We start from the raw sequence: 26497 nt of genomic DNA on the forward strand, positions 1-26497 counted from the left end.
CAACTTTATGAGCGTAGTAGCGAGACAAGGCTTCAAATATTCCATTATCGGTTATATTGGTTTTTTGCTGGGCACGGTTTCCGCAATATTCATTTTCCCCAACGACTTTGAATTTTACGGAAAGCTTCGCTATATCCTTCCTACTGCTGAGATGTTGGTTCCTTTTGTGGTATTGGGCGTTTCTTATTCTAATGTAAAGTTTTTTCATTCGGTAGAAAAAGACGGCAAAAAGCAGAATATGCTTTCGTTATCGCTGCTCACTGTTTTTGTTAATTTTCTCATTTTTGCAGCCGTATTTTTTGTGCTGCCTTATTTTTATCCGAAGTTCAGACATTCGGAAGCCTGGAAGATTAAAGAAATGATTCTTCCATTAATTTTGATTCTTTCGTTCTGTGCTATTTTCAATAAGTACACTTCCAATTATAAAAGAATTGTAGTTTCCAATATTTTTGATAACCTGTTTCCCAAAATAGCCAATCTGGGAGCATTTTGTTTATTTTATTATTTTGCTCTTTCTCAAAAAATTGCTTTTACATTCTTTTTTGGAATTTTTGCTTTAATGCTTTTTGGGTATATCTATTACACGAACAAGCTTGAAAAGATACATCTCGATTTTAATACAGATTATTTTAAGAAGGATGATTTATGGAAAAAGTTTTTCAATTACAGCTTTTTCGGGTTTCTGGGGACTTTTGGAAATTACCTGGCCATCAACAGTTTTATGATTGGTGAATTTATGGGTATGGAAGAGGTTGGAATTTATTCTGTGCTGTATGCCCTTATTTCGCTGATTTCCATTCCCCAATTGGGATTATTTAATATTTCGGCTCCTATTATCAACAAAACACTTGCTGACGGAGATATGGAAGAGCTGGACAGGTTTCACAAGAAGACCTCGCTCTCTTTATACTTTTTAGGTGCCGTGCTGTTCTCATGCATTATGGTGGGTTTTCCTTACCTTACCCAGTTTATGCCCAAAAACGGAACTATGCTCAGAGAGTATGAGCCTGTGGTCTGGATCTGGGGATCTGCCGTTTTAATAGATCTGGCAACCGGCTTCAATGGAAATATTATTTCTCTCTCAAAATACTACCGATTCAATATTCTGGTGATGCTTTTATTGGCAGGGTTAACTATTGGCCTGAATTATTATTTCATTAAAAATACTGATCTGAAACTCATCGGAATTGCCCTATCTACTGCTATTTCATTATCTGTTTACAATATCATCAAAATCATCTTTAATTATATCGTGTTTAAGGTTTCTCCTCTGACTATTGAGATGATCTTTGTTTCCATTATCTGTACTTTGGCAATTACCGTAGCTATTGTTCTTCCTAACTTCAACAGCAATCTTATCAACCTGTTTTATAAACCGGCTGTCGTATTGATACTGATCTATATAGGAAACTATTTCACCAGGATATTCCCGATTGAAGATTACCTGAATATGAGGTTTATTAAAAGTGTTTTTAAATTTAAATAGAAAGACTAAAATTTAAGTTCAGAAGTAACAACATATAGCTTAAAAATGACGTCACGGTATCGGTACCAACCGCATTCCACTTCAATTAAAATCCATAGAATAATATAAAAAAACGCTCCGGTTCGGAACGTTTTTTACACAATAGAGCGTGCACTGAAGATTCCGTATCTATTGAGCAGGAAGTTCAGGAGGTCTCATCTTATATTTATAGCTGTTAAGTGTTTTCAGAAAAGCTACAATATCAAAAACCTCATCATCTGTAAGATTCAGCCTGACAATCATCCCTGATTTAAGAGGAAATTTCGGATCGTTCATCTGATTGGCCTTAGGTGTTTCTCTTCCCATTCCTGCATTATACATCATCACGACATTGGCAAGCTCCGGAAACAGGCCGTTATGCATATAAGGTTTATTATCTGCAACTTCTCTCAGGGTAGGTGTTTTAAACTTTCCTACATCTTCATTTTTCAGTGTTTCCGTATACCTTCCCAGATCTTCATATTTCCTGCCATAATATGTAAGACCGAGATTATGAAATTTCTGATCCGAGAAGTAAGGTGTATTATGGCAATTGATACAATTCGCTTTAGTACGGAATAGATGAAGTCCGTTGACCTCAGCATCGGTAAGTTCATTTTTCTTTCCTCCAATAAATTTATCAAATCGGGAGGCGGGGCTCACCAATGTTCTTTCAAAAGTTGCAATCGCCTGGGAAATCCTGTCTTCAGTAACCTCCTTAGTTCCGAATGCTTTTTGAAAATAGGCTCTGTAGCCTTTTATCTTACGTATATTTTTTGTCGCCAGCTTATAATGAAGATTCATTTCTACAGGGTTTTCAATCGGAGATTTTACCTGTTCTTCCAGCGTCATTGCCCTTCCATCCCAGAATAGAGTTTTAGCATACCCTATATTCACCAAAGTAGGAGCATTTCTGGTTCCCGTCTGCCTGTTATGGCCAAAAGAAACCCTGCTTCCATCTGCCCAGCCCAGATCCGGATTATGACAGTTGGCACATGAAATCTGCCCGGATCCTGATAAGCGAGGATCAAAAAAAAGCATTTTTCCCAATTCTGCTTTATCTTCAGAATACGGATTATCTGCAGGAAATTCCATTTCAGGGAGTGCTCCTATATCCTGAAATCCTTCTTTAGCCTCATCAAAAAGGGAGAGTTTAGGCCATAAAGCATGATTTCCGCTTCCATACATTTCACGCAGCTCTGTTACCGTATACCCTGTGGGATCATTGGATGTATAGGCAGACATTATGATCACTGATGCAATAGCGAATATTGCCAGATATCTTTCCTTCATTTTAATAAAATACTTTCAGTGCAAAACTAGCAATAAAGTTCGCATTCCCATTATAACCAGGTACCGCTTGTTTATACTGATTGGCAGCCAGCCAGTTTTGTGTTAAAACTCCTTCCATTTCATATCGGATCTTTCCCCTGTTCATTTTATATTTCAGATTAAGGGTAAGCCCCAGTTTTTTGGAAGCATCATAAGCATAATCCGGTATGGCAATTCTCTGTACAAATATATTTTCTTTACTACTCTCATAAGGAGTGTATTCAAAGCTTTTATGAACAGGAAAGTAGAGATACTGATCCACTCCTAATGCCAATTTATCCTCGGAATTGATACGGAATTCCTTTTCATAACCCAAATGGTACTGAAAATAATTAATTTCCCGGTTCAGGACAACGGAAATGTCCTTCACACTATTCCGTCCATACAACAGATCCAAACGAATTTTCTGAGATTCATTTTTTGAATTAAACCAACTCAGATTGTTATTCCATCCCAGCTGGTACTGATGCAGCCTATAGGTTCTGTATTTAAGTTCATAATTGAAATTATCATCCAGCTGGTCCCAGAAATAGAGTTTCGAAGCCCAGTTATATCCATTAAATCTCCCCAAAAAGTTCGCATACATACTATGTTTATCGGTTCTTAATCCTGAATACTTATCATAAACTCTATAACTCTGATTGTCTGTATCTTTGTAAGTGTATATTTTATAAAACCGCTCAATAGAATACTGATAGTCATATCCGGCACTGAAGTGAATATTCCTGTTATTGAATGCATATTCGCCTCCCCAGATATAACCGTCAGACTTATATTCGGTTGAAGAATAAAGTGTTCCCTTGTACTGATTTCCATATCCTTCATTATAGCGGATATATACACTGTCACTAGAAGGAACATTGGTATTCATATTGACGTACATAATGTCATTCACCCTATAATCATTAAAATATTTTCCTTTTGCAAAAAGGCTATGCTGTTTCCAGTTCAGACCGATTTTTGAAAATACATTATACACATAATGGTCCGTTTTCGGGCGGGGATCAGCATCTCTATATGCTTTTGTAAAGTTACCTTCCACTCCCAACTGGGTAATCAGGAAATTCACAGGCCTGTATGCCAGTACTCCATAAATATTATAATCCTGTTTCAACCAATCTGCCGCCCGGGGAGCATAAAAATAGGACGGGTTATGGATAAAAGACTGATTAGTGGTTCTTTCTTCTGTTAAGATAAAAGGAACAGCGTGTTCTTTTTCCCGGACAGCATTAAGCCTTCCGGAAAGCGCAACTTTCGGAGAAAGCTGAAATACACCTTGTGAATTGAAATTAAAGCCTTCGGATTTCTCAGGTGACTGCACTCTTTTAAATTCCTGTTTGTGAACAGAATAATTAAAAGAGGTAGCAGAGAAGTCCAATGGATGGAAAAAGCTCAGGTATGGATTTTCCAGTCTGATATTTCTTTCTACTGTACTGATATCGATACTATCGAGCCTCGTAGCCTGGGAAAATAAGCTTTGATTCGCCATTAACAGCAGGAATAGCAGTAGACATTTATTGAATGATAGTCTGTTTTTATGATTATTGTGCATTTCCTCGTGGGTTAGCTTTTATAGTTGTAAAGTCATTTTGTGAGTTATTGGTATCCGCCAGAACCACTCTGCCTTTGATAATTTCTTTTGTTTTGCGAATGATGGAATAAGAGCTGTAATCCGGATACGGTGACCCTGCATCATTTTTTATGAAAGCTCTCGTAGCATCAATACTTACCGGTAAGTCTTTCGGAGCTTTCTGCTCTTTATCTGTAGTGTCTACCCCATCAATAATAATTTCTTTAGGAATTCTTACGAACAATGCCCCGTTTAGATTTTTAGGACTCGGTACTTTTGCAAAAGAAGAAATTTCTCCCGGTGTTGCTTTAAAAACAATTAATGCAGGTCTTGAAGTAACTCCCAGTAACATATCCTTGGAATTTAACGCCCAATGCACAATTTCCATATCCGGAACCATTATATTCTGGATATCATACAGATAAGGACTTCCTCCATTGGCTGTAAAATAATCTCCAAGGTAGGTTTCGAAATCCGCTCCACTAAGATCTACCGTCTCTTCTGGTTTTTTTATACTCACAGACTGTCCTTTAATATCATCATACGGAGCCTTATGATTAATTGCCGTCTGGGCAATTACAATACTTTTCCCCGGGAGGATAGGATGCTCTTTTCCGCTTCCGGGAATTCTGATGATGGTACTGGCATATACAAAATCCGTATTGGCACTTCCTCCAATCGTGTTTCCTGTGGATTTACTCCAGTCATACTGCCCGTTAGATAAAGTATATGAAGTCACATTACTGTTTGTATTCCCTTCCAGAAGCCCCACATATAAACCGTCAGCATAGATCATTTCATTAGAATTATTGTAAATCTCCAGGAAATGGTCTCTGAAGCTTGCTGCTTCAGTGGTAGAAGAACCCGCATAGTATACCTGCTTGATAACAAGATCTTCTATCCTTCCTGAAGAAAGGGTGATCACTGCTGCGGAAACATTGACATTAACAATAACTTTTTCCTGCATTCCTCCGAAATACACTTCAGGATTGATCGTAGGTATTTCAAACATATCTTCATAATCTTCTTTAGACATCGTCATATCAGCGGTAATGGTATAGGTTCCGGGAAGAATGGCATTGAATTTTAATTCTCCATTGGCATCAGTTTTTCCAATAATTTTATCTCCGGTAGAGGTATTTTCCAGAGTGACATTGGCATTCGCAGCTTCTTTGCCATCCAACTTTGCATCATATTTAGCGGCTATAGTAAATGGTACAGGCTGAAGATCACTCCCACTACCGAAATCATCTTCTCTTTTACATCCTGTAAGCATAAGAAGAGGTAAAAACAAATAAGTTATTATATTTTTCATAGTACAAAAAGTCTTTTATTAAAATTTATAGGAAATATTAGCTCCGAAAGATGCCGGACTAAAGTTTGTATAGAGTGTTCCGTATTCATTGTATGCCTTAAGATTGAAAACATTATTGACGTATATGGAAATCCTGAAACCGCTTAAGAAATCTTTTGTAACCCGAAGGTGTATATTGTGTAATGTTTTCTTCCCCAAGCCGGATAAAGATTCTTCAGAAGCTTTTCTGAAAAGGGTCTGATATTTTGGATTACTTCTTTCCGCTTCCGGAATCATCACCGTATTAAGCTCCGAATCTATATATCCAATGGGATAAATACTGCTGCCGGATGTTATTCTTTCATCGATTAAAAAATGGTCAGTGCGGAGCCCTATAATCAATCCGGAAGATGGCAGGTGGTAATCAAAACTAAAGCTGGCTCTTGCCATATTGGCATTGGAATACGTGTCATTATACAATCCGTACTGAAAGGCAGGTTCCGGAATGGAAAGGGCTGCTATTGTAGGTATATCTTCATTCTTTTTACTCTTCGTCTTTACGTAGGAAGCATTAAAGCCTGTTATCAGGTTCAGTGCTTCTATCTTTTTAAAAGATACCATAAGCTCCAATCCTTTATCGGTAGATTCATAGCCGTTTATAATCCTGTTTTGTAAATAATGGAATTTTTCCTTACCCATGATCTCAAAAGTAGGAACATCGGTTCCCACTGCAGTTATTTCCACTTTAGCCTTATCCATCATTTTTGCTACGGATAGGGTACTGAAACCATCAAAAAGTTTGTTATAATATCCGGTTAGGTTGATGGCAGCAAAAGGCAATTTGTAATCTATTCCAAATTCTGTTTTCCAGCTTTTTGAAGGTTTAAGATCTACATTATCTCCGGGGGTTACCACTGTCTGCATTATTCCAACGGTGTAATATCCCGGAATACGGTAATCTCCCAACAGCATATCAAAATACCTTGGTCCTGTATATAACTGGTTAAGTGAAGGTGCTTTGGAAGTCAGTCCCACTCCGGCACGAAAAGTAAGATCCCCCATCTGGTAAGAAGTATTCACCCTTGGAGAGAGGGTTGATCTTCCATTCTGAATATCATAACGCAATCCGAGATTAGCCCTTATCCCATGCTTGTTATTTAATCTTTTAAAAATATTATCCTGCACATAAAAAGCGTATTGTGTACTAGCCAATACATTATCCTGATAATTATAATCTCTTACTCCGTTTGCCGTTCCTCCGGTAGTGGCAATTGTAGAGAATTGTCCGGCTGTACCATATTTTCCTCTTCCAAGGTTATCACCGTATCTGAAATTAAATCCCGCAGAATAGGAATGCACCCATCTTTTAGATGTCGTATATACACCATCGGCACTTGCGTTGAAGTAAACATTGATCGGTTTTCCGTCCACATAGGTCATATTTTCATAACTTGGCGGCGTATAAGGCGCATAGTACACGCTATTTTCCATTGCATTACCGTAGGGACGGGCTCCCTGATTCAGAAAATATTTTCTTTCCGTACGCTGAGTGCCATAGCTTAGTCCTACATCTGCTCCAATACTTCTAACTATTTTTTTAGTTCCCTTAAAAAGATATTTAAAATTATTGCTTAATGAAAAACTTTTATTTTTACTGCTGATTACAATACCCTGAAGGTCATCAGGATCTCTTTTCCCATTGCTTGTATTTTGAGAGAAAGCAAAAGAAAGTTTATTTTTTATACTGTTTTTATTAATCCCCCAAAGAACATTACTGCTAAACCTGTCATAACCTACCAGGCTTGTTCTGGGATCAACAATAGAATTCATATAGTCTGCAGAAATATTCAGAGCCTGATCATTTTTCAGAGAAAACCCTCTGGTAAGTCCCAGCTGATAAGTACCTTCCCTTATGGATGCATCCAGACGCAGAGGAGACCTTTTGGCGAATGTAGTCACCTTAATCAGCCCGGAAGTAAGATCTCCGTATTTAGCATCAGGAATTCCCTGGATGACTTCTATACTTTCAATATTTTCTGTAGGAATTTCGCGCAGGTCAACCCCGAAATTAGGCTGTGAAGGAGTCAATGTACCTGATTTTCCGGCTGTGGCGGTAAAGTTGAGTCCGAATGGTGAGCCGTATGCAGAATTATAGCTTTGCATATTTTCATTATTAGACAACGCAATGTCATTCACCATTACCTGTACCCCAAAAGCTTTGTTTCCTGCCTCATCTCCACTTAAGGATGTAGAACTCGATGTCACCGAAGCTCCACTTGCTGTACGAAAAACAATATTCTTGAATTGTGCATTATCAAAAGGCTGTATATACTGCCCCGGCAATTGCTGAAGGACGTCACCAATAGAAAATGACTGTATATTCTGAAGAGCCTCCTGTTTGATTTCTATTTCAGAGAAGTTCTTCTTTTTGGCTGTAAGTTCTATTCCATCTATCCTAATATCTGAAACAACATCTGTGTAAACTATAGCCGCTTTCTTGTCTCTGACAACAAGTTTTTCATTCTTTTTTAAAAAAATAGTTTTAGGAGCTTGCCCGGGTTGCTTTACAATAACCTCACATCCTCCTGCATAGGTAATATCGTCTTTATTAGCGTATATCATTCTGCAACCTTTAACTTCAAAAGTACCGGCATTCAGGTCAATCTTCTTTTCCTGACCACATAAAATCGTAACAGACCCCATGAATAGGGCTGTGCTTAATACAATTCGTTTCAATTTTTTATAATTAGAGCGCGAAGTTATTTATAATTTTTCTAAATAAAAATAGTTTAATATTGAAATTTATCATTTTTACAATAATTATAGTAAAAATATATAATATCATTAATAATACACCCTGTTGTGAAAAACCAAATACCCCAACAAAAAGAAGCTCTAACATAAGTCAGAGCTTCTTTTTATAGGTAAATATTGTAATCAAACCAGGTTATTTGGAAATAAGCCTGAATAAAATTTGTTCTGTTTTTTTCTGAATTTCTATTTTGCTATAGTGCTTCTGAAAATTAAAATGAAGATGGGAAAGCTCATTCAGCTGTTCCAGAATATTTCCTTTTTCAGGAATGATAAAGTCTAGTTTTGATGGGTATCTGGCAGGGAAAACAGCCCATTTTCCGTATGCCACAGCATCACCGAGATTACCGGTCATTTTTGTGACCCCATAAGTCTCTTTCAAACTGAAGAACTCCGTTTGTTCCTGAATAGGACACCAAAGAACATCTGCTTTCTGCATCCATTTTTCAAAATCTTCAGCAGAAACTCTTTCTGAAAAATAAGTAATGCGGATATTATCCGGTAATTTTTGCGACAGTCTTTCTAAATCTTTTAATTCGCTTCCTGTTGCTTTTCCAAGAAATACAAATTCACAGGGTTTATCTGTCTTAGCATTTTTAAGTGTTTTAAAAATATAATGGTAATCTCTCCTTTTCTGCGATACACCACCGGGAATAACCACTACCCTATCCTTGTTTTCAGCAGCATGACCATTCTTTGTATAAAAAAGAGGTAAAAACTGATATTTTTCTGAACTCATAGCCTCGTCTAAAACCAAAAGTGCTCCTGAAGCCTGGTATACTTTAGAAGAATATAACAACCCTTCTTTCATCCATAATTTGAGTCTGTACATCACATCTTTTTTTAAGACACTTTTTACCAGATCCAGCTTTGAGGCTTTGGTAAAATTGAGATTATGGGCAATAACCGCCGTATTATATTTCTTTGTTATGGCTAAAAATGTATTAAAAAAACGGTGAACCGTTCCAATAATAATCAGATCGTATCCTTTTTCCTTTAATTGGTCTAAGATCATGGAGCTGTCTGACAGAAATACAGCTTCTTCATTTTTGCTGATCCGGTCCTTAATTTTTTTTGAAAAATAATAATCTATGGTAAAATCCTTAGTATCCCTCATGATATCCATGAAAGACTGTGCTATTTCTGCGTGGGTGTCTATTTCTATATAGGCAATTTTTTTCATGGATTATCGGTGATCTTTTTATGTCTTGACTAAAGCCGGATGACTTTTCTTTTTATTAAATGGCTAACGCCTGTTTCTATTGAATATATCTTTCAACTTACATGTTAAGCCATTTTTTCTTCAGCATTTTCCAACGCTGGTCATTTACTGCCTTCTGTTCTTCTTTTGTGATCTTCAGTTCCATTTTCTTTGCCCTGCAGCTTTCGTACGATGAAATAATATCAAAGAAAAATGATGGTGATTTACTTTTCATCGCTTCTTTGGAAGAGGCAATATAGGCCAGAAACCTGTTTAAACCCAGAAAATAAAAATATTTGCCATAGTAATCGGCAGGCCGTATGGTATAGTCAGCTCCTTTCACTTTAATAAGCTTTACCTGAAGTTCCGGAAGAACAACTTCCTTCCATCCAAGGTTCTCAAGGAGTATAGCATCTATATTATCCCAGCCTAATGTTTCCCTTAAGCCTCCGATCTGAATAAAACAGGCCTTCCTGTAGGCCTTCATTGGACCTCTTACATGATTTTTATTGGAGTTTCCTTCATATACCCAGTGTCCGTCTTTCTCCACATACAGCAAACCGCCTACCAATCCATAGGCAGGATTACCGGCAAAAGCTTTTTCTAGTGTTTCCAGATAATTTTCAGGGAGAATGATATCGGCATCAAATTTACAGATGATATCAAAATCATCTATAGGCTGTTTCTGCAAACCGTTTTTAAAAGCATGAACAACTTTAGAGCCCGGCTGATGCTCAGATTTCTGAAGGCTAATGGTTTCAAAACGGGAATCAGTCTCGGTATATTTCCGGATAACCTCAGCAGTACGGTCTGTGGAACCGTCATTAACCACAACGGCTCTAAAATCTTTACTGCTTTGCTGCTGTAAAGAATCTAAAGTAAATGAAAGATTATTTTCTTCGTTATGGGCAGGAATGATGATTAAAAACCTCACTACTATTTTATAAATGATGAATAATAAGTGATAAATGATGTAAAACAATCGCCATCATTTATCACTTATTGATTGATATTATTTGTTATGCGGTTTCAGCATATTTTTAGGATCCAGAATTTCATCTAATTTTTCCTGAGAAAGAATTCCTTTCTCCAAAACAAGATTATAAACGCTTTTTCCGGAGGATAATGCTTCTTTAGCAATCTCTGTAGACTGCTTGTAACCGATATAAGGGTTAAGTGCTGTTACAATACCAATACTGTGTTTTACCATATTCAGGCACACTTCTTTATTGGCAGTAATTCCTACTACACATTTATCACGAAGGGTATCCAGAGCATTGCAAAGGAAATTGATATTTTCCATGATTGCATGAGAAAGTACCGGCTCCATTACGTTAAGCTGTAATTGCCCTGCTTCTGCAGCAAACGTTACTGTAAGATCATTTCCAAATACTTTAAAACATACCTGGTTCACTACTTCCGGAATTACAGGATTTACTTTACCTGGCATAATGGATGATCCCGGCTGCATTGGAGGAAGGTTGATTTCAAAAAGGCCAGCTCTTGGTCCTGAGGAAAGCAATCTCAAATCGTTACATATTTTTGATAATTTTACGGCAAGACGTTTCGTTGCTGATGAATAAATCACATAAGAACCCGTATCCGGTGTAGCTTCTACCAGATCCGGTGCCGAAATAATCGGGAACCCGGTGATTTGGGCCAGATTCTTAGCACAAAGGATTGCATAGCCTACCGGAGCATTTAATCCTGTCCCAATGGCTGTGGCCCCCATATTGACCTCTACAAAAAGGCTGGCGTTATTATTCAATTTAGAGATATCTTCTTCCAGTGTAGCTGCATAGGCTTCAAATTCCTGTCCCAATGTCATGGGTACAGCATCCTGAAGCTGGGTACGTCCCATTTTGATGACATCCTGGAATTCTACTCCTTTAGCACGGAAAGCTGCCACAATTTTCTCAAGTCTTTCTACCAACCCGATATTCATGTGCAATAATCCCATTTTAATAGCAGTAGGATAGGCATCATTGGTAGATTGAGAAAGGTTGATATGATCATTTGGAGAGCAGAATTCATATTCTCCTTTGTTTTTTCCTAATTTTTCCAACACGATATTGGCAATTACTTCATTCGCATTCATATTGATTGAAGTTCCTGCCCCGCCCTGGATCATATCTACCGGAAACTGATCGTGATATTTTCCATCTACGATTTCGTCACAAGCTTCTGCTATTTTGAAATACAGGCTCTCCTCAAGAAGTCCCAATTCATAGTTGGTTTTTGCAGCTGCTTTTTTTACAAAAGCTAAGCCTTTAATAAAATCCGGGTATGAAGACAAAAGCTGTCCTGAAATTTTAAAATTGTTGATTGCTCTTTGTGTCTGAACCCCATAATAAGCGTCTAAAGGTACATTAAGTTCCCCTAACAGATCGCTCTCTTTCCTGAAATTTTCCATTACAGATATTTTACTGTTTTTGATGGTTTAAAGATAGCAAAAACGCATCTAACCGATGCGTTTTAATTTGACTTTATTTTACGGGATATTTTTGAATTAACGCCTGCAGTATAGACCATGTTTCGGCATCCATGATTCCGTCATAATTTTGAGGACGGTAATGGTACTGGAAGGCTTCAATGGTTTTCTTGGTTGCATCATCCCATTTTCCGCTAAGATCTAGTGCATACCCAAATTTCTGCAAAGCAGTCTGTGTCTGAAAAATAAAAGATGAATCAATATATCTTGTTGCAAAATCTGCCTGTGCGATAGTAAAGAAATTCTGTTTTGCCGTTTCATCATACCACATTCCCAGCTGATACTCATCATATAGCTTCTTCCATGGAAACATTGGGCCGGGATCCTGTTTTCTGGTAGGGGCAATATCCGAATGAGCCAGAACATTGGTGGCCGGAATCTGATATCTGGTAACAATATCTTTTGCCAAAGCAGCTACTTTTCTCACCTGCTCATCACTAAACGTTGCAAATATTCTTTTCCCGGTTGCATCTGTAGTATATCCGGCATTTACAATCTCTATTCCTATGGAAGTATCATTAAGATTTTTATCATTTCTCCATGCGCTTACTCCCGCATGATAAGAACGTTTGTTTTCATCTACAAGCTGATAGATCTCATTATCTCCGGTATTGTTTACCAGATAATGGGCGCTCACAGCCTGCTGGGTAAGCACTGTAATCGATTTATCATCAGGAAGTGCTGTATAATGTAATATTAAATAACGCTGTCTGAAGTTTTGTGCAATAGCAGGAAAATAAGTCTTTACCACTTTATATCCGGCTGGTTTTGCAGAAACAATTGAACCATAACTTGCCGTATTATCATTTTTTGCCGGGTCTGCTATATTGGTAGTGAAAAATTCTATTCCACGGTCTGAAACAATTTTTGGTTTTGGAGCTTCGGGACTTGCTGTTTTAACGACCGGTTTAGGCTGTGATACGGGGGTTTTCGGTTTGTAAGTATTTTTTTTCACATTTTGCTGAGAAGTACATGAAAAAACAAAAGTGCTTAATCCGATGATATATAATGTCTTACGCATTTGTTCAGTTTTTTAATGATTTATTACCTCAAAAATACATAAATTTTTCTTGAATTTTATTTGGTAAATAAAGAAATCTATTCTATATTTGCACTCGCAATAACGGAACAACGATCATTAAAAAATAAACAAAAAGGAGGGTTGCCAGAGTGGTTAATGGAGCAGTTTGCTAAACTGTCGACGCGAAAGTGTCGCAAGGGTTCGAATCCCTTACCCTCCGCATTCTATATATCTCGGGGCGTAGCGTAGTCCGGTCATCGCGCCTGGTTTGGGACCAGGAGGTCGCAGGTTCGAATCCTGCCGCCCCGACTTTTTAATGAAGCTTATTCGATAAGCAAAAACAACTTTTAAGGGTGCGTAGCTCAGCTGGATAGAGCATCTGCCTTCTAAGCAGACGGTCAAAGGTTCGAATCCTTTCGCGCTCACAACGAACTCACAATTTTTATTGTGAGTTTTTTGTTTTATATTAGCTTCATGTGCTACTGTTACAGGATCAGGTGCAAAAGTTGAGGGATAGCATAAACTTACATCAATACAACTTCTCTTTGACGCAAAGTTTTATTTTTATTATGATTGATTTTAAGTGAGCCAAGAATGAATCGATTAGAAATCGATTTTGATGAAGCTAAACTTTTTATATCGCTTATTCAGCGACAAAGTCGCCTTTCTTTGCTTTCTTAAAAATAGAACATCCGAATTATCATTCCTTTGCGTGAAATAAAATGTTATTTCCATTCTATTTTTCAAGTCAAATATAAAATCACATATTCTATTTAAGGCAGCATAGATTTTGAATGTCATCCAAACAGGAGGTTTTAGATTTAACCCAATTTGCTTAGTCCCCAAGTTTATAACCTGAGCCATTCTGAATATTGCCATTCATTCAATAAAGTACTTTCCTTTAAAAACATTGATAAATACAATCATATTTCAATATTATTACACAAAATATAAATTTAAATGAAATAAATTAGATCATATTAAATATTTTTTTAATTTAGTAGAGCAAAAACTAATATAAAAACTTTAAATACTCCAATTACAATTTATGAAAATTTTGTTTCCCTCAGGAATCAGAAAGTAACATAATCAGCTCGTTAAACCAAACATTTATCTGGTTACTAATGATAATCAGCTTGAGATTAAATAATCTCCGAGAATTCACTACCAAATGACTGATTATACAATACATCAAAAGTATAAATTATAGATTGAACTGCATTTATAGAGACAATGCCATCTATTAATGAAATAAAAATTTCTAGGTCAAATCCAGATCCTCTCCCCTTATCTTATTGAACACAATATACTTGATCATTTTAAACTAAAACCATATATTATGAACGAGCAATTTAATGTACCCAAGCCGGTATATCCTTGGGAAACCCTTCAAAGCCCTTTTGCCGGAACCTTCTATGAAGAAGAAAACAACTGGTATGACCAGGACTATCAATTCTTATCAAAAGAGGCGATGGCAAGATATAGAAAAATGCGGTTAGTTGATGTAGGTCCCTTTATGATACCCGCAGTCACCGAAAAAGAAAGAGTCCTCCATGCAACACGTTTTGCTATTTACATGACAGTCACTGATGATTATGCAGAACTTTTGCCAATAAAGGAAATTGCAGCTTTCAGAGACCGGATTTTTGAAGTAATGATGGGAGACGATCCTAAACCAGGGGAAATAGGGATATTTCGCCAAATGCAAACCAATAGAAAAGAATGGATTACACTTGGGATGCCAGACTTCTGGATTGAACGAATAGCTAAGAATTATAAATATCGTTTTGTTACTTATGGTATTATGGAAGAATCACCCTATAAAATCAGTAATGACATTCCACCTATTCCCCTCTTTCATTTAATACGTGCCAATTCCATAGGGATGATTCCATTTGTTGATCTGATTTGCCCCTCAACCGGTTTTGCTTTACCTGATTACATTTACAATCATACCGTTATACAGCGTATTATTATGCTGCAGTCAATCATTGTTGCTCTTCAGAACGATTTTGCAACTATTGGTAAAGAACTTGCCATAGAGTCAGAAATTTTCAATATCATCAAATTATTACAGCATCATCATAAAGTATCTTTTGATGAAGCCTGCAAAGAAGGAATGAAGATTCATGATGAGCTGGTAAATGAATTTGTAATCTTGTCAGATCATCTTCCGGATTTCAGTCCGTATCAAAAGGAGACAGAGGAATTTATTTATTACATAAAACAAATGATCAGCGGCTTAAATAACTGGTATTATAAAAGTGGTACGAAGCGGTATGAACCTGGTGGATTTGCAGTACCTCCTAATGGAAAAGGCGAGACCATAAACAGAGTAGAAATTAGGTATTTTTAGAATTCAAGGAAGTATGTGATAATAGAAGCTTAAAATCAAAAAAGGAATGATGATAATACTTAATATACGAATACCAGGTATCCAGTATTTACTTTTTAAAATCTTCATTCTACGAAGCAAAATTCACTGTTAACAGTGATCACTAGTCTATTTCAACTGGAAAAGAAATCAAGAAAAATGTCGTAAAGACAGTTAAAAAAATAGTATTTATCTATGCGTATTGAATACAATTTAATTAAATATGATATAAAAGCATTCGAAAATAATCTTAACAAGTTCGTTGGTTTACTACATTACTTATTCATTTTTTACTCGAAAAAAATAAATGCCTTCAAGACGAAGGATAGATAAAATCTTTGCGCTTTATAGCATCTGGCTGATCATTATTATGCGTCTCGCGTTTTCCTACAAATTATTACATACTAACCCGTAATTACAGCACGACTATTTTTAAATAGCTGCGCTGCATTTGGCGACAAACTGCTCAAACTTCCGATCTGTATTTCGCATGACCGGTCCGTGACCGAAGCAGATAATAGCAGGGTTCAGTTTTGCTAACTTCTGAAGCGATTTGATGTTGAGCTGCTGATCTGAGGTGAATATATTGGGCGGAAGCCGCAGACCAACCGCTGTCGTGAGCAGGTTCATATTTGTCGCTACATCGCCGATTATCAGCACACCATCTCGCTCACGGAATAAAGAAATATGACCTGCCGAATGTCCGGGCGTCTCTATTACCCGAAAGTTTCCGATGCTATCGTTTTCCACGATTGTCTGTTCGACTTTATGCCCCTGACCTGCCCAATACTTTTGTTGAAGCTTTGCTACCCAATGCTGCGGAGTTGGATAGTCGTTGGTTACCATACCGGTTTCGGTCCTAAAAACTTCGTCGGGATGACAGAGTAAGGGTATGACGAACTCAGCGCATATCTGATCGCTACAGCCCTGATGGTCTGCATGCGCATGCGTCAGTATATGTTGATAAACGGGAATTTTCTGGAGCGCTTTCTTGATAGTAGTATACGAACTCCGTATTCCGGAGTCTACCAAGACCCCTTCGATAATATAGCAGTTGATACTGTTTCGTGGCATCAGTGAAATCTGAAACACTTCGGGAGCAATTTGATGTAACATATTTTTTCGTGCAAATCTACATCACTGATCAGGATTACATAAGGACATTTGTCCTATAACAGATCAGGTCTGTGTATTTGTCCTTTTGCCCGTGTAAGCGATCGCTGTGTGATGCCCAGGTATGATGCCAGATCCTGTGTCGCTATGCGCTGAACAAGCATCGGTTCGCTAGACAGGACATGACGGTATTTATCCACAGCGGATTTATTATTGTAATTCAGCAGATAATGTTCCTTTTGGGTATACTCCTGTTCCATCACCGACTTTATCACTCCGTTCCAAGCGGTCACCTGGCCAAGCAGATGCTGATAGTCCGGGTAGTTTATCCTGTAGATTATGCTGTCTTCTATAGTCCTGATACTCCTTCTGGATTTTTCCTGTGCCACAAACTCCGAAAACGAGGTGACAAATTCATTTTCAAACTTGAAGCAGGTTATATTTTCCTTTCCTTCTTTGTCGACAGCATATGCTTTTACAGCGCCACTGGCGATAAATCCAATATGACGGCAGGATTCATCCTCACGAATAAAAAAATCACCTTTTTTTAAGCGGACCGGTTTGAAGAACTGTGCAGAAAAGTTGATTTCCCCGGCAGACAGTCCTCCTGTTGAGGATAGATAATTTTCAAATATGTCAGTCATTTCGCAATCTTTCGTCCTTTTATTTTCTTTTTTTAACTGCCTGTGGATAGATACCAAATCCAACATCCAAATCTAACAATTATTATATATTCAAAAAAAGCTGCGATATAACCTTTTTTAGTAAACAACGAGCTAGAGGTAATTGCCAGATAAAACAGACTGACACAGAAGGTCATATCTTTATAATTAACATTATGGAAGCTTAGCCGTCAAGTGCATTATAAAAAAACCGTCATTAAACTTAACAAGCAATGACGGTCATCCATTTTAAATAATACCTGACCCGAATTCAGGCCATATTATTTATTCTTATTATTGTACATATGCTATATAAGATTCATTAATAGCACCTTTAGTTGTTTTTGCAAAAAAGGAATAGTCAATCCAAAAATAACCATTACTTCCCCAAGATGAACCCCAAGAATTCTGTACTTTAAAGGCTTGTTTAGCATCATCATATCCTATCACACAAATTGCATGTCCACCATACACTTTCCCAGAATGTGATTTCCAAACCCATCCTGTAGAAGACATATTATAGAAACTTTGATCCACAGTTATTCCTATGATTATCGGAAGCTTCATGCTTAGTAATGTTTTTATATTAGTTAAATCAGTTTTGTTTACAGTAGCCCAAGTCGTGAATTTATGTGCACTTGCTGCCTGTTTTTGTGTAGCATTAGGCTGTGTTGAACATTCCACATCTGTATAAGGCATTTCTGACCAACTGCATACCCCTTGATTTTTTATTAAGTCTAATCCATAGCTAACATAAGTTCCACCTGAACAATCACCTATTTTAATCTGATTATACACATATTCGGGACTTCTAGGTTCTGTAACACCTTTAAAGTTATATTCTAAAGCACTTGCAGCTGCATAAGCTGTTGCCCAGGCAACACATGATCCCTCATTACCCTGATCACCAATTGCAGAACCCGCAATAGTAAAACTAGATGGTAAAGCAGCTTGTACTGAAGTGGCACTTTTCCCAAGGTATTTCATTGCCAAAGCATTAACATCCACTTTCTGAAAAGACTCATATGTTTTTGAATCAACAAATTTTGCACCTAATGCATACTGCTTAGAGGGATCCGGGATATCAGCTAAATTACTTTGTTCAGAAGAATTGGTACAGGAGGAAATAGAAAATATCCCTACTGCTGCAATAATAAGTTTTAAATTTTTCATAATACTATAAATATTTTTAGAGAATAAATATATATGCTATTTTCAAAGATTTATGATAAATTATTATTTATTTTTCAATTAAAATAATTTTTTAATAAATTATTTATAAACAAAAAGCAATTTATAAGTTGAAACATAAAAAATTGACTTTTTTTCTTTGAATCAATAAATATTTAGAATTTTTATACGGCATCTTTATTAATTATTCAATTAACCGTTAATCCGTAACACTTTTACTTTTATCTTTTTTATAATCTGTTTGCATTTGGGTCAGCTATAAAAGCACTTGAGAATATTCCTTTTTGTACTCACTACAAACTTAACCATGTCCAGAAGTAACAAAAGTATGTTGCTGTAATTTCAAAGCTCATTTTTCTTTTTATCAGGAAGACTTGCTTATATTTGAGAGCTGGCAAAATTTGAGAACACTATAACGCTTAGAATATGAAAATACAACTTAGCTATTTATTTATTTTATTATATACCCTTGTAAGCTGTCAGGAAAAATCAACCATCAATGATCTGAAATTTTCTAACTATTCAGGTCATCCAAAAAAAATTACAGAGATCATCACTTTTTCAAATCAAAATATTGATAAAAGCATTTCTTATTTTGACAAAGATGGCTTTCTGACAAAAATTGAATCTTTTAATTTAGCCAAAAGCGAATTCCCTGATAAAAGATTTCTAAGTGATATTACACAATATAAATCACAGGGTAAAGCTAAACGCTATTTCGAAACTATCAATCCTGAAAATAAGAAGATAGAAGGTAAGGGCTATTTTGAAAAAATTTCTGATTCTTTATATAAGAGAGTTTCAAATTTTAATGTTGACAGTACATCGCTTAACAAACTATTTTATTTTGACAAAAATAACCGCCTTATAAAAACAGAAGAAACCGGGAATTTTAATGGCAGACCTATTAATAACACCATTTCTTATACTTATATCAATTCAGTAAAAAATGAAATGTTTTTTGAAGATTTAAATAATCATAAAAAGTTTAAGATTATTTATAAAAATGTAAAGCTCGACCCATACTCCAATTCTGTTTATGAAGAATTAGTTGATGACCATGGAACGTTACAACAGAAAGTAGAAAGAGAATTTGAATATTATTAAGACAAAGGCCTCTACAATTTCTCATGACTATTGAGATACCAAGAAAATACATGGAGTGATGTGATTTTAATTCCGGATTATATTTCAGGTATTTTATCATTGATCCTTTGCTATCCGTACCTCTACCCTAGCCCCGATAGAAACGGTTACCCCGCAACAAGCCAGGCTTTTTCAGCGAAGGCGTGAGGAGTATGAGTGGATAGCGGGATAAAGCTCCATATGGTCTAGATATATTGCATTGAACATAAATTTACATTTCATAAAACAGCCTTAGAATTCATGATTCTAAGGCTGTTTTATTACTATCAGGCAGCTTCTTTTATTTTTATTTTAGTTTTGGAAGCTTCATATTTTCTATTTTTAGATTCTTCCCGTTTCATTTTTCTATATTCCCAGGGAGCCACAGCACGGTTATCCTGCCAAAGACCAACTTTTTTACGCTGTGCAGTATCCTGCAGCTCTCCCAAAGCAGTATCTTTTGAATAGGAGAAATACCACCATCCGAAACCTGCCTTTATAAGCTCTTTTGAAAGGTATTTACCGTTATCATAGTATACTTTTGCAATAGAACGTCCATACCGGTCGGTATTGGTTTCCACAAAATTAACAGTCTTACCAAACACCTGATCTGAGGTGAATTGTCTTGCATTTTTACCAAACGGCTGTCCTTTCTCCGGACAGTCGACTTCAGCAAGCCGAAGTTTTTTTTGCAGGTTTCCTTTTAAAAGAATAGTAATGGTATCTCCATCTGAAATTTTTATTACTTTTCCACTGTTTTGGGAGAAGCCAAGCAGTGGAAAAAAGAGGCATGCTAATATCAATCGTTTCATGGGTTAAAGATAGCAATAAGAGCTCTGAAAACCTATAATTCATCGTATCTTCAAGAGTATTTTTATTTTTTTTCATTATCTAATCTTATCTTTTTTTACAATATGCAAAGAATCAGGAAGATTAAAAGCATTGATTAGAATAGTAAGGTATCTGTTTGGATATTTAGTCCTGAAATACGAACATTTCGGAATATTGATAGTCCTACTTTTTCTAGTACAAGATTATATATTCTATAAAATTTCTTATTAACTGTATTGACATTTTTCTATTGATAAAAGTAGTTTAAGACGTACAGCAAAGAGAAAAAGATTAGAAAAGCAGATTTTTATCAGTCCATATAACTCAATGGTTATTAGCAATCTAAAATAAATAAAAAAGTACACCTGAAAATTAATAAAAATTTATCCTTCATTTTATTTTTTTATTTGATAAAGTATTGTACCTTTGCAACCGCAAAAACGAAGTAAAATTCGTTAGAGATGACTATCAATCGGGGCGTAGCGTAGTCCGGTCATCGCGCCTGGTTTGGGACCAGGAGGTCGCAGGTTCGAATCCTGCCGCCCCGACTTTTTAAATTCAAGGGTGCGTAGCTCAGCTGGATAGAGCATCTGCCTTCTAAGCAGACGGTCAAAGGTTCGAATCCTTTCGCGCTCACAATGAACTCACAGAAAATGGCGGGTTCTTTTATTTCACAAAAAAGCTTTGTATCTTTGCAACTGCAATCACAAGGTAATTTATGATGACCATCAATCGGGGCGTAGCGTAGTCCGGTCATCGCGCCTGGTTTGGGACCAGGAGGTCGCAGGTTCGAATCCTGCCGCCCCGACTTTTTAAACTCAAGGGTGCGTAGCTCAGCTGGATAGAGCATCTGCCTTCTAAGCAGACGGTCAAAGGTTCGAATCCTTTCGCGCTCACTTAATGACACCATTTGACCTAAATTGTCCTAATGGTGTCATTTTACTTATAAATACCACTCAATCAAAGGATTTTAAAGGGATCAGGTGCAAAAGTTCTTTATCCAGCCATAGAAAAAGTCCTCACTTAAAACAGCAAGGACTTATATTTTTTTAGACTGATATCAAAAAAAAGATTATTTCAATCGATAGGAACTTCCATTCCAAAGATAAGTTTTGGAAGAGCGTTTTTTCTTCTCCCGATCTTTATCATCTTTTTCCATTTCTTCCATTTTAAAAATAAAAGCATCAGGAATTCCTCCTTTATCATTAGGGAAAATATATTGCTCACTATGGTAAAAAACATCTGCATCTCCTACATTCATTAGCTGCGGAAGGGCAATTAGTTTTTTATCCTTAACAAGAACATATTGGTCATAGCTAGCAATACCACAGGCTTCACCAGAAACCAATGCCTTTAAAGTAAGCGCTACATTCTGCAGTTTATGACTGCTTTCAATATTGAAGGTAGCATAGCTCAGCTCCTCTCCTTTTCCTGTATCAAAATAGACCTCATCTACAAGCATATTACCCTCCATCACTTTGATTCCGGCAATATTCTGTTTCTCTATAGCATTAACTTCTTTGCTTTTCTTGTCTATGGTTTTTGAAAGCCCGAAAAGGAAATCATATCCGTTTTTATTACGGTATCCTATACAAAGGTTACCTCCCCAAACATATCCTTCAGAAGTCATATCTCCCTTCTGATAAGAGATCTCGTACCAATTAGCACCTCTTTCCCCTAATCTTAATATGGCTTCTTCTTTTTTAAGGATTAATACCTGTTGATTAGCCTGCAATGAGTCTACAACCGGTGCCTGAACATTAGGTTCTTTTCTGATCCTTGTCCAATCCGTAAATATCTTTTGGCTTTTATTCTCTTCAAAACCAAAAACCCCATCAGCATACGCTTCATTTTCCTGTGCTGAAAAAAACGGCAGTATCAGTAATAATAAAGCGGTCCATAAAGTTTTCATATCTGTATTTGTTTTTTTATTTTTCTAACAGCAAGCTTACCCACTCTTCGCGTTGTATTTGCTTTTTCAGCTCAAGACCGCTTTCTTTACATACTTCAAGAATATCATCTACATCAAAGAAGCAAAGCCCGGAAAGCAATAGTTTTCCGCCTTCATTCAACACAGAAACATAGGTTGGAATATCTGAAATCAGAATATTTCTGTTGATATTTGCTAAAATAACATCAAAATTTTCTTTTCCTAAGTTTTCGGCTGTTCCCAGTTCAATATCCAGTTCAACGTCATTTCTTGCAGCGTTTTCTTTTGAGTTTTCTACAGACCATTCGTCAATATCAATGGCTTTGGTATCTCCGGCCCCCTGTTGTTTTGCATAGATAGCCAATACAGAAGTCCCACATCCCATATCCAATACTTTCTTTCCACTAAGGTCAAGCTCCATCATCTGCTGGATCATCAGGTGTGTGGTAGGGTGATGCCCTGTTCCGAAAGACATTTTAGGCTGAATAATAATTTCATGCATTCCCGGTACAGACTCATGAAATTCTGCTCTGATTAATACTTTATCATCGATATTGATAGGAGAGAAATTCTTTTCCCATTCTTCATTCCAGTTGATATTAGGCATTTCCTCAAAAGAGTACTCAATCTTTACATTTTCATTTTCAAAAATAGGAAGGGCCTTAAGCTGCTCTTCATGAAACAGATCTGTCTGAATATATCCTAAAATTCCGTGAATCTCTTCTGTAAAGCTGTCAAAACCTATCTCAATAAGCTCTGCCATTAATATCTCATTCCAGGGTTGCAATGGAGAAATTTTGAAATTGAATTCTAAATAATTTTGCATGTGACTAATTTGCTGCAAAAATACTAATGTTATTACTGTTAAAAAAATGGAAGCATGAAGTTTTAGTCTTACTCAAGAATTTATTCAGTTTTAAAAGGCCAACATCGCGTTTCCTTATAGTAAGATTTCTTCTATAATATGATCAATAGTGAATATTTTTGATATACAAAGCGTAAAAAATTTATATAAATTTGTAAATTGCAGTAAGATCAGATTCCATTCGGAATATCTGAAAAACAATAGAAAACCTAAGCAATCCGTCACATGGTAGCCTACGAAAATTTACATGATACCCTTTCTTTTTACAGGATTGATTGCCGCCAGTCTTATTATATATCTTCAGGAAATCCTATTTTCAATTTTCCAAAAGCACCGTTCAGGATGGATTATTATGCCCTATGTATTTGTACGGCTGGAGAAATAAGTATTGAAATAGACAGTAAAAAATATAAAGTAACCACCCACAGTTTATTTATAGCCGCTCCTTCTACCATTGTAAGATTTCTGGAAACCAGTGAAGATTTTATGATGAAGCTCTTATTTTTTGATAAGAATTTTCTCATCAAAAACATATCTAACCCTTTCATTATTGAGAAAATGAATCTCTTCTCTAAGGGTTCCTACAGCATTATAAAAACAACAGAAAAAAATTCTCTGCAATTACAAAATCTGCTGGATTACCTTAAAAAGAAATCCAGAAAACAAGGCAAATTCACAGAAGAGATTATCAGGACAATTATTTTTAACTTACTGCTTGAAACTGCAGAAATCATAGAAAAAGAAATCAATACAGTTTCTCAGAAAGAGGACGGAAAAAAAGACCTTTTCCTGAAATTCAGTAAACTGATCCGGGAAAATATCAGACAGCAGAGAACCGTTCAGTTTTATGCCGAGAAGCTTTGTATTTCTAATAAACACCTTATAGAGATTATTAAAAAAGCCAGTGGAAAAACCCCTCATGAAGTCATTGATGAGACTTTACTGAAAGAGGCTTATGTCATGCTGGGAAATCCCGATATCACGATCTCAGAAATAGCTTTTGAGCTTCAGTTTAATTCGGCATCAGCTTTCAGCCGTTTTTTTAAAAAACACACTTCTTTTTCTCCTTCAGAGTATCGGACAAAAGAAAATATCCAGTCATAAGAATTTGGGGATGACAATTCCGACATTGGGGATATGTGCTGCTTTTTGAATAGAAGTACCTTTAACATGTTAATTAAAAACAAACAAAAAATGAGTACGATCAATTCAAAATTCGAAAAAGTTTTAAATGCTTCTGAGCAGTTTGGAAAAGTAAACCACGAACCGGATTCAAGTAAAGAAGTTCAGATTAACACTCCTGAAAAAACGATGCCTTTTTCTGACCAGATCGGAAATTATCAACGTAATAAAGGAATTCCTTCACAATCTTATGAAAACACTAAAATCTATATTGTAGGAAGCGGAATTGCGGGAATGTCTGCCGCTTATTATTTCATCCGTGATGGCCGTGTTCCGGGTAAAAACATTATTTTCCTTGATCAACTCAACGTTGAAGGAGGCTCTCTGGATGGAGCAGGAAACGCAAAGGACGGCTATATCATCCGTGGAGGACGTGAAATGGATATGACCTATGAAAATCTATGGGATATGTTCCAGGATATTCCGGCATTGGAATTACCCGATCCATACAGTGTATTGGATGAATACCGTCTTATTAATGACAATGACCCTAATTATTCTAAAGCAAGACTGATTCATAACCAGGGACAGATTCAGGATTTCAGTAAATTCGGACTTGAGAAAAAAGACCAGCTGGCAATTGTTAAACTTTTATTGAAGAAAAAAGAAGAGCTTGATGATCTGACTATTGAAGATTATTTCGCTGAATCTTTTCTTAACAGTAATTTCTGGTTTTTCTGGCGTTCTATGTTTGCTTTTGAGAACTGGCACAGCTTACTGGAACTGAAACTGTATATGCACAGATTCCTGCATGCCATTGACGGAATGAAAGACTTCTCATGTCTTGTATTCCCTAAATACAACCAATATGACACGTATGTAACTCCTCTTAAAAATTTCCTTGTTGAGAAAGGAGTACAGATTCAGTTTAATACATTAGTAAAAGACCTTGATATCCATATCAATACGGAAGGAAAAACAGTGGAAGGGATTATCACCGAGCAAAATGGCGAAGAAGTAAAAATACCCGTTGGTAAAGAGGATTATGTGATTGTTACCACAGGCTCAATGACTGAAAGCACCTTCTATGCAGATAATAATACGGTCCCGGAAGTTACTATAGACAACAGCAGTGCAGGACAAAGTGCGGGATGGAAACTGTGGAAAAATCTCGCTGCCAAATCTGAAGTATTTGGTAAGCCTGAAAAATTCTGCAGTCATATTGAAAAATCTTCGTGGGAATCTGCTACATTAACCTGCCGGCCTTCTGCTTTCACAGAGAAACTGAAAGAACTGTGTGTGAATGATCCTTATTCCGGAAGAACAGCTACAGGAGGGATTATCACTATCACCGACTCTAATTGGGTAATGAGCTTTACCTGCAACAGACAGCCACACTTCCCTACTCAGCCGGATGACATCCTCGTTGTATGGGTATATGCCCTGCTGATGGATAAAGAAGGTAATTACATAAAAAAAACAATGCCTCAATGTACCGGAAATGAAATCCTTGCAGAATTATGTCACCACTTGGGAATGACAGACCAGCTTGATAATGTTATAGAAAATACCATTGTTCGTACTGCATTTATGCCTTATATTACCTCTATGTTTATGCCAAGAGCTCAGGGTGATCGTCCGAGAGTTGTTCCCGAAGGCTGTACCAATCTAGGCTTGGTAGGACAGTTTGTGGAAACCAACAATGATGTGGTATTTACGATGGAAAGTTCAGTAAGAACAGCCAGAATAGCAGTATACAAACTTCTGAACCTCAACAAACAGGTTCCGGACATCAATCCATTACAATATGACATCAGACATTTACTGAAAGCTACCCAGGCTCTTAATGATTATAAACCATTCTTAGGAGAAGGTATTTTAAGAAAAGTACTGAAAGGAAGCTATTTTGAACATATTCTGGTCAACCGTCCTGAAGAAAAAGAAGAACATGAATCTTTCTTTATGGAACAGGTAGGTAAATTCCAGGATTGGATCAAAGGAGTAAAAGGGTAATGTTATCTTAAGGCTCCAGTTATAAAAAACGAAAAGCAGGACTTCAG

19 protein-coding genes and 7 tRNA genes are annotated in these 26497 nt (G+C 36.6%); 12 read left to right on the forward strand and 14 right to left on the reverse strand.

The window, feature by feature from the left end; all coding sequences use genetic code 11:
- The first annotated feature begins 7 nt into the window (after positions 1-7).
- Positions 8-1486: a lipopolysaccharide biosynthesis protein gene (locus tag LQV47_RS11400; protein WP_230036952.1), complete on the forward strand. Its 1479-nt coding sequence runs from the start codon at positions 8-10 to the stop codon at positions 1484-1486.
- 168 nt (positions 1487-1654) lie between these two features.
- Here the strand turns inward: LQV47_RS11400 and LQV47_RS11405 are convergent, their stop codons facing one another.
- From LQV47_RS11405 to LQV47_RS11440, 8 genes are all read right to left on the reverse strand, one after another.
- Entirely contained in the window at positions 1655-2797 is a 1143-nt protein-coding gene (locus tag LQV47_RS11405; RefSeq protein WP_230036954.1) for a cytochrome c peroxidase, read from the reverse strand.
- Between the two features lies 1 nt (position 2798).
- The gene (locus LQV47_RS11410; protein ID WP_230036956.1) at positions 2799-4388 is read right to left on the reverse strand and encodes a DUF6850 family outer membrane beta-barrel protein; all 1590 of its coding nucleotides are present in this window, start codon (positions 4386-4388) and stop codon (positions 2799-2801) included.
- Positions 4378-5721, reverse strand: coding sequence for a DUF4876 domain-containing protein (locus LQV47_RS11415; RefSeq protein ID WP_230036958.1), 1344 nt, complete (start codon positions 5719-5721; stop codon positions 4378-4380). Before LQV47_RS11415 ends, LQV47_RS11410 begins: the two co-directional genes overlap by 11 nt.
- A gap of 18 nt (positions 5722-5739) precedes the next feature.
- Positions 5740-8436 carry a TonB-dependent receptor gene (locus LQV47_RS11420; RefSeq protein WP_230036960.1) on the reverse strand — a complete coding sequence of 899 codons (2697 nt, stop codon included), beginning with the start codon at positions 8434-8436 and terminating at the stop codon, positions 5740-5742.
- A gap of 211 nt (positions 8437-8647) precedes the next feature.
- Positions 8648-9694, reverse strand: coding sequence for a hypothetical protein (locus LQV47_RS11425; protein WP_230036962.1), 1047 nt, complete (start codon positions 9692-9694; stop codon positions 8648-8650).
- Positions 9695-9791: 97 nt separating this feature from the next.
- Entirely contained in the window at positions 9792-10694 is a 903-nt protein-coding gene (locus tag LQV47_RS11430) for a glycosyltransferase family 2 protein (RefSeq protein ID WP_230036964.1), read from the reverse strand.
- Positions 10695-10724: 30 nt separating this feature from the next.
- Complete coding sequence (gene aspA / locus LQV47_RS11435) at positions 10725-12125, reverse strand: aspartate ammonia-lyase (protein ID WP_230036965.1); 1401 nt, start codon at positions 12123-12125, stop codon at positions 10725-10727.
- Between the two features lie 73 nt (positions 12126-12198).
- Positions 12199-13224, reverse strand: a complete 1026-nt coding sequence (locus LQV47_RS11440; protein WP_230036967.1) for an N-acetylmuramoyl-L-alanine amidase — start codon at positions 13222-13224, stop codon at positions 12199-12201.
- A gap of 135 nt (positions 13225-13359) precedes the next feature.
- Here LQV47_RS11440 and LQV47_RS11445 point away from each other — a divergent pair.
- The 4 genes from LQV47_RS11445 (at position 13360) to LQV47_RS11460 (ending at position 15580) form a co-directional block, all read left to right on the forward strand.
- Positions 13360-13444 (forward strand) — tRNA-Ser (locus LQV47_RS11445).
- A 14-nt stretch (positions 13445-13458) separates the two neighbouring features.
- Positions 13459-13533 (forward strand) — tRNA-Pro (locus LQV47_RS11450).
- 42 nt (positions 13534-13575) lie between these two features.
- Positions 13576-13649: transfer RNA gene (locus LQV47_RS11455), tRNA-Arg, on the forward strand.
- Between the two features lie 914 nt (positions 13650-14563).
- Positions 14564-15580 carry a hypothetical protein gene (locus LQV47_RS11460; protein WP_230036969.1) on the forward strand — a complete coding sequence of 339 codons (1017 nt, stop codon included), beginning with the start codon at positions 14564-14566 and terminating at the stop codon, positions 15578-15580.
- Positions 15581-16030: 450 nt separating this feature from the next.
- On the opposite strand, the gene LQV47_RS11465 is transcribed toward LQV47_RS11460, so the two are convergent.
- The 3 genes from LQV47_RS11465 to LQV47_RS11475 all read right to left on the reverse strand — a co-directional run bounded on the left by LQV47_RS11465 (position 16031) and on the right by LQV47_RS11475 (position 18546).
- A complete protein-coding gene (locus tag LQV47_RS11465; protein WP_230036971.1) occupies positions 16031-16714 on the reverse strand; it encodes an MBL fold metallo-hydrolase in 684 nt (227 codons plus the stop codon).
- Between the two features lie 53 nt (positions 16715-16767).
- Positions 16768-17355, reverse strand: a complete 588-nt coding sequence (locus LQV47_RS11470) for a Crp/Fnr family transcriptional regulator (protein WP_230036973.1) — start codon at positions 17353-17355, stop codon at positions 16768-16770.
- Between the two features lie 312 nt (positions 17356-17667).
- Positions 17668-18546, reverse strand: a complete 879-nt coding sequence (locus tag LQV47_RS11475; protein ID WP_230036975.1) for a C1 family peptidase — start codon at positions 18544-18546, stop codon at positions 17668-17670.
- 444 nt (positions 18547-18990) lie between these two features.
- Between LQV47_RS11475 and LQV47_RS11480 the strand changes: the two genes are divergently transcribed.
- Complete coding sequence (locus LQV47_RS11480; protein ID WP_230036977.1) at positions 18991-19671, forward strand: hypothetical protein; 681 nt, start codon at positions 18991-18993, stop codon at positions 19669-19671.
- A gap of 305 nt (positions 19672-19976) precedes the next feature.
- Here LQV47_RS11480 and LQV47_RS11485 read toward each other — a convergent pair whose 3' ends face one another.
- Complete coding sequence (locus tag LQV47_RS11485; RefSeq protein WP_230036979.1) at positions 19977-20501, reverse strand: thermonuclease family protein; 525 nt, start codon at positions 20499-20501, stop codon at positions 19977-19979.
- 492 nt (positions 20502-20993) lie between these two features.
- On the opposite strand from LQV47_RS11485, the gene LQV47_RS11490 reads away from it, so the two are divergent.
- The 4 genes from LQV47_RS11490 (at position 20994) to LQV47_RS11505 (ending at position 21416) form a co-directional block, all read left to right on the forward strand.
- Positions 20994-21068 (forward strand) — tRNA-Pro (locus LQV47_RS11490).
- Positions 21069-21082: 14 nt separating this feature from the next.
- Positions 21083-21156, forward strand: a tRNA-Arg gene (locus LQV47_RS11495).
- Positions 21157-21253: 97 nt separating this feature from the next.
- Positions 21254-21328, forward strand: a tRNA-Pro gene (locus tag LQV47_RS11500).
- 14 nt (positions 21329-21342) lie between these two features.
- Positions 21343-21416 (forward strand) — tRNA-Arg (locus LQV47_RS11505).
- A gap of 176 nt (positions 21417-21592) precedes the next feature.
- Here LQV47_RS11505 and LQV47_RS11510 read toward each other — a convergent pair.
- Together LQV47_RS11510 and prmA are read right to left on the reverse strand one after the other, a co-directional pair.
- A complete protein-coding gene (locus LQV47_RS11510; RefSeq protein ID WP_230036981.1) occupies positions 21593-22432 on the reverse strand; it encodes an SH3 domain-containing protein in 840 nt (279 codons plus the stop codon).
- Between the two features lie 16 nt (positions 22433-22448).
- Positions 22449-23276, reverse strand: coding sequence for a 50S ribosomal protein L11 methyltransferase (gene prmA / locus LQV47_RS11515; RefSeq protein ID WP_230036983.1), 828 nt, complete (start codon positions 23274-23276; stop codon positions 22449-22451).
- Positions 23277-23540: 264 nt separating this feature from the next.
- Here prmA and LQV47_RS11520 point away from each other — a divergent pair, with 264 nt between their 5' ends.
- Positions 23541-24419 (forward strand): AraC family transcriptional regulator, encoded by an 879-nt coding sequence (locus LQV47_RS11520; RefSeq protein ID WP_230036986.1) that lies wholly within the window; start codon positions 23541-23543, stop codon positions 24417-24419.
- Positions 24420-24509: 90 nt separating this feature from the next.
- A complete protein-coding gene (locus tag LQV47_RS11525) occupies positions 24510-26450 on the forward strand; it encodes an oleate hydratase (RefSeq protein ID WP_230036988.1) in 1941 nt (646 codons plus the stop codon).
- The last annotated feature ends 47 nt before the right edge of the window (positions 26451-26497 follow it).

The sequence above is a fragment of the Chryseobacterium sp. Bi04 genome (assembly GCF_918698085.1).
In the GTDB taxonomy this organism is placed as follows: domain Bacteria; phylum Bacteroidota; class Bacteroidia; order Flavobacteriales; family Weeksellaceae; genus Chryseobacterium.

Bases quoted from the DNA above. Each gene is read 5' to 3' on its own strand.
- LQV47_RS11460 (WP_230036969.1), top strand. From the start codon at position 14,564: ATGAACGAGCAATTTAATGTACCCAAGCCGGTATATCCTTGGGAAACC.
- LQV47_RS11415 (WP_230036958.1), bottom strand. From the start codon at position 5,721: ATGAAAAATATAATAACTTATTTGTTTTTACCTCTTCTTATGCTTACA.
- LQV47_RS11525 (WP_230036988.1), top strand. From the start codon at position 24,510: ATGAGTACGATCAATTCAAAATTCGAAAAAGTTTTAAATGCTTCTGAG.
- LQV47_RS11520 (WP_230036986.1), top strand. From the start codon at position 23,541: ATGGTAGCCTACGAAAATTTACATGATACCCTTTCTTTTTACAGGATT.
- LQV47_RS11425 (WP_230036962.1), bottom strand. From the start codon at position 9,694: ATGAAAAAAATTGCCTATATAGAAATAGACACCCACGCAGAAATAGCA.
- aspA (WP_230036965.1), bottom strand. From the start codon at position 12,125: ATGGAAAATTTCAGGAAAGAGAGCGATCTGTTAGGGGAACTTAATGTA.
- LQV47_RS11470 (WP_230036973.1), bottom strand. From the start codon at position 17,355: ATGACTGACATATTTGAAAATTATCTATCCTCAACAGGAGGACTGTCT.
- LQV47_RS11405 (WP_230036954.1), bottom strand. From the start codon at position 2,797: ATGAAGGAAAGATATCTGGCAATATTCGCTATTGCATCAGTGATCATA.
- LQV47_RS11485 (WP_230036979.1), bottom strand. From the start codon at position 20,501: ATGAAACGATTGATATTAGCATGCCTCTTTTTTCCACTGCTTGGCTTC.
- LQV47_RS11440 (WP_230036967.1), bottom strand. From the start codon at position 13,224: ATGCGTAAGACATTATATATCATCGGATTAAGCACTTTTGTTTTTTCA.
- LQV47_RS11480 (WP_230036977.1), top strand. From the start codon at position 18,991: ATGAAAATACAACTTAGCTATTTATTTATTTTATTATATACCCTTGTA.
- LQV47_RS11510 (WP_230036981.1), bottom strand. From the start codon at position 22,432: ATGAAAACTTTATGGACCGCTTTATTATTACTGATACTGCCGTTTTTT.
- LQV47_RS11400 (WP_230036952.1), top strand. From the start codon at position 8: ATGAGCGTAGTAGCGAGACAAGGCTTCAAATATTCCATTATCGGTTAT.
- prmA (WP_230036983.1), bottom strand. From the start codon at position 23,276: ATGCAAAATTATTTAGAATTCAATTTCAAAATTTCTCCATTGCAACCC.
- LQV47_RS11410 (WP_230036956.1), bottom strand. From the start codon at position 4,388: ATGCACAATAATCATAAAAACAGACTATCATTCAATAAATGTCTACTG.
- LQV47_RS11465 (WP_230036971.1), bottom strand. From the start codon at position 16,714: ATGTTACATCAAATTGCTCCCGAAGTGTTTCAGATTTCACTGATGCCA.
- LQV47_RS11475 (WP_230036975.1), bottom strand. From the start codon at position 18,546: ATGAAAAATTTAAAACTTATTATTGCAGCAGTAGGGATATTTTCTATT.